This window comes from Leptospira gomenensis, from assembly GCF_004770155.1.
Lineage (GTDB): Bacteria > Spirochaetota > Leptospiria > Leptospirales > Leptospiraceae > Leptospira > Leptospira gomenensis.
On record NZ_RQFA01000049.1, the window covers coordinates 1 to 4,395 of the forward strand.

Annotated in this window: 4 protein-coding genes and 1 pseudogene; all 5 read left to right on the forward strand. The window is 42.3% G+C overall.

Going from position 1 to position 4,395, the window contains the following annotated elements:
* Positions 1-1,191: eCIS core domain-containing protein (locus tag EHQ17_RS12540; RefSeq protein WP_210414544.1), on the forward strand; the 1,191-nt coding region annotated here is incomplete at its 5' end.
* Positions 1,192-1,202: 11 nt separating this feature from the next.
* Complete coding sequence (locus EHQ17_RS12545) at positions 1,203-1,613, forward strand: hypothetical protein (RefSeq protein WP_135595220.1); 411 nt, start codon at positions 1,203-1,205, stop codon at positions 1,611-1,613.
* Between the two features lie 208 nt (positions 1,614-1,821).
* The gene (locus EHQ17_RS12550) at positions 1,822-3,192 is read left to right on the forward strand and encodes a hypothetical protein (RefSeq protein ID WP_135736189.1); all 1,371 of its coding nucleotides are present in this window, start codon (positions 1,822-1,824) and stop codon (positions 3,190-3,192) included.
* A 90-nt stretch (positions 3,193-3,282) separates the two neighbouring features.
* Positions 3,283-3,930, forward strand: coding sequence for a hypothetical protein (locus EHQ17_RS12555; RefSeq protein WP_135592661.1), 648 nt, complete (start codon positions 3,283-3,285; stop codon positions 3,928-3,930).
* Positions 3,931-4,047: 117 nt separating this feature from the next.
* A pseudogene (locus EHQ17_RS12560) lies at positions 4,048-4,395 on the forward strand (hypothetical protein); the annotation flags it as partial.

Here is a 4,395-nt window from a genome sequence, read left to right on the forward strand (position 1 = left end):
AGTTTGAGCTACAACGACCACAGCGGTTTGTCGAGCGGAGTGAGTTACAACTTCGGCGACGGCACTCGACCTTCTACGCCAGGTGAACCTTCGCAACAAGACGCTCAGAACAATTTGTTGAACTACATCTTTAACGGTGTAGGGGCTATGGTGAGTGGTATTGGTCGTGGTGTGAAGAGCGTGTGGAACGGTGTGTTTGGTGGTGGGGCAATGGCTGGCGATGGATATGGCGCTCCTTCTTTAAACAACCCAGTGCAATACAGAGAATCTTCGGGTACGTTTGGACCGAATGGGAAACCGATCGATTCGGAAGAGAAAATACTTCAAGATTTAATCATCAAGGATCGTGGTTCTAAAGAAGGTATCATCGGCGAATTAATAGCGAAAGGGGAATTGGGACTCTTAACGAGTATAGAGAAGGATAAACTATATAAGCTGATATCGGCTAAAGAGACGATGAACCACTATGATCAGTTGATGTTGAATGAGAATGTGGACTTTGATTCGTTATCGCCACAAGCGAAGGCAGAATATCTGAAGAGTGCAAAACTGTATTTGGATGCAGAAAGAATCCACAGTCAAGGAGTGTTGAGCAATTGGAAGAGCGAGGGTTTGAAAGACATACCACTGACTCCCTATGCGAAATCGTTGTTAACCGCGCAATTGCCAGGAGTGGATTTGGATGCGATCCGACTAACGAAGCCTGGTGAAATTCAGAAGGCTTTGTTAAAGATATTGACGTTTGGACAAGCATCTTCTGTTACAATTGGGAACACGGTTTACAATTTGTCCAACGGCGCATCGTCTGATCCTGCTGGATACAATCAAGTTGATAATACACATTTAAAAGCGATGAATACGCTTAGTCACTTAGCGCATGAAATCACTCATACAGGACAACAGAATAACAGTTTTCTTGGTAAAATAGGATTCGCTTTGCGTTATGTTCCAGAGCAGATTAAGGATATGATTGGTAATTCTTCCGTAATCCAAAAGACATTGGGCTTCTTTGGATTGTCCATTAATAGAACATATACGACGACTCCATTTACAGGAGCTGTTCCAAATTCTGTCATTGGCATGGAGAATAACTATTTCTACAACGGAAATTATACAGGATACGACAACTATGCGGATATGAATAGGGACATTATGAAAGAAAGAATAAGTAGAATCTACAACGGTTTTTAAGGAGAGAGAGTGTGTTCAGAAAAACTTATCTATTGATAACGATATTGTTATCTTGGTGTTTCTTTTTATCCTGTGACGGAAAGAGTGTGCCTGTACGATTTGAATCCAAAGGTAAGGATGAACATTACTTACTCGTTTCTGATACTCATGGCCAAACAATGGGGGAGATCAGTGTAGTTGATTTAGAAATTGCCAATCAAAAAGGAAAACTTTCAAGTGACGGTCTAGTTTGGTCCGTTGTGTTCCTGAGTTCTGATGTTCCAATGAAAGAAGTTATCCGCTATGGGGAGGATCTGGGGGGAAAGGTGCTTGTTCCGGCTAAGCCTTTGATCAAGGGTCACAAATACTATTTCATAATATTTGCTAATTCAGCACAATATTCGTTTGAGGGCAATTTTGTGTATGGTGAGCCGTCCAAGTGAGGTTTTCATAAATTAACAATGAAATCCCTGTCCTCTCCCCCCGCGAGCGATCAAGGCGTGGTCAAGTTATTGGCTTTAGAGAAATGTAATGTTTCAAAAGCAGAATACAATAACTTGACCGGAGCTGCGAGCGCGGTCCGCAGGACGCGGCCGAAAGGTAGCCGGAGCGATCAACACGGTAACGCAGAAGGGCGGAGTGACGGTGAACTTGGGTTACAGCTATGCGAACGGTTACAGCGCCGGAGTGAGCGTAGGGATGGGGCCGAACGGAACTGGAGCGCAGATCGGCGTGGACTGGTCGGACCGCAACGGTTTTGGAGTGAGTGCAGGTTGGGGGTTTGACAATGGATTTGGGTTTGAAGTCGGAGTATCTCAACGCGGTGGAACTACGTTGTCCGGTAGTTTGAGTGGTAAGGGTGCACCGGTAAGTTTGAACTATTCTTTGAACATCAACGGTGGAGAACTTACGAATACGTTTGGAGCATCGATTTTGGTTCCTGGAACGAAGAACTTTTCGAAGGTGATGGGGAGTTTGAGCTACAACGACCACAGCGGTTTGTCGAGCGGAGTGAGTTACAACTTCGGAGACGGCACTCGACCTTCTACGCCAGGTGAACCTTCGCAACAAGACGCTCAGAACAATTTGTTGAACTACATCTTTAACGGTGTAGGGGCTATGGTGAGTGGTATTGGTCGTGGTGTGAAGGGCGTGTGGAACGGTGTGTTTGGTGGGGATGATGTTTTATTAGCAAATGCGAATGGAATTGTTGCTTTTGACGGAAGGTTGGTGAGCGGGTCAAAACAATCGAATCAAAATACAAATCCTTTTAACGCAGCCGATACGTTTTCGAATCCTGGGTTTCTTCAAGAAATTATTCAACGATTCGGTAATTTATTTAGCGGAAATGGATTTAGAACAGATGCAGGAGTTATTCAGAAGGCAGGTGAATTCGGAGGAGAAATTGGTAGAATCGCGAAAATCAGTGAATTGGGTTATGAGCTGAACGCGAGCGATGCAAAAAAATTGAGCGGTTATATGTTTAAAAAGAATTTCACATATAATGCAGACAGCGGTAACTATTCAACTCATGTTGTAATTAATGGCAAACAAATTAATATTGAATTTACGGAAGATTTTGCTGAGAAATGGGGTGAAAAAGGTAAAACTCCGAAAGAGGTTGTCGATCAGCATTCTGAAAAAGTTTTAGGAAATCTTTTATATTCAGCTTATCAAAGTAATGTCGATGAAGTAGTCATCTCAGGTTTAGGAAGACCCGATGATCGGAGGCACGCAAATGAGATAGACTTCATTTCCGTGAAGTTTAACGGTGATTCCTCAAACACTCCACTTCATAGTAATCAACCTAATTTAAAAGCTCCTCAGTCTGTTCAAAATTTTATAAATAATTTGTACAACAACTCGCTGGATGCAAAAAAGTCTCAATTTTTTTCAATATTTGGTCTAAATTACGACTTTCAGAATTCAAGTAATTTGATTCCTAATCAGTTGCGCCCAAGAAACGTTGAGCCAAATGAAATACTTCATTCTCATCACGCACATTATGGAGTTTGGTATTAAACAATGTATCAAAAATATCTCTTTCTATTACTTTTCCTAATTTTTCCACTTCAAGGATTGTTTTCCAAAAGTTGCTTGGAGATTAATGCCGTGGCTGTGCAGGAAGTGAAAGTTTATAATAGTCCAGATAAAAGCCAAACGGTTAAAAACCTCTCTCCTCTGAAGCGTGGGAGTGGTATACGAATTTGTTCTTTCGGACCATGGATAGAAGGAAAACAAAATTTTAATCAATGGATTGAGATTAATCTTAAAGGCAATAATTATTGGGTTGAAAGCGAAAATATAGCTTGGTTAGAAAATTATATTGCATTCCCTGCAGAATTTGTTGCAGGTTGTTGGGCTTTCATTTCTAATAATACAGACTTAATAGAAGAGTATTGTTTTGATCCATCTAAAAATAAAGCATATGAAATGACTTCTAAAGATTGTTTTATAGAAAACAATCAACTGGAATGCAATGATTGGGAGTCTTCCAAGTTATATGCCATAAGCGGTGAATATGAATATAACGGTCGTGCTATTAAGGCAAAATTTTATAGGCTTCATAAGAATATAAATTCTAAATCTGAAAATGGAACTTTAATTTTTAATAATACATATACAAAATTATTTTATAGATGTGGAAAGAGATCGATCTGCGGGGTTTATCCAATGTGGAAAACAACGGATAATTACTTCCTCCCCCACCCCCGCGAGCGATCAAGGCGTGGTCAAGTTATTGGCTTTAGAGAAATGTAATATTTCAAAAGCAGAACACAATAACTTGACCGGAGCTGCGAGCGCGGTCCGGAGGACGCGGCACTGGTAGCAGGAGCGATCAACACAGTAACGCAGAAGGGCGGAGTGACGGTGAACTTGGGCTACAGCTATGCAAACGGTTACAGCGCCGGAGTGAGCGTAGGGATGGGGCCGAACGGAACGGGAGCGCAGATCGGCGTGGACTGGTCGGACCGAAACGGCTTTGGAGTGAGTGCTGGTTGGGGGTTTGACAATGGATTTGGGTTTGAAGTCGGAGTGAGCCAGAGAGGTGGAACTACGTTGTCGGGTAGTTTGAGTGGTAAGGGTGCACCGGTGAGTTTGAACTATTCTTTGAACATCAACGGTGGAGAACTTACGAATACGTTTGGGGCATCGATTTTGGTTCCTGGGACGAAGAACTTTTCGAAGGTGATGGGCAGTTTGAGCTACAACGACCACAGCGGT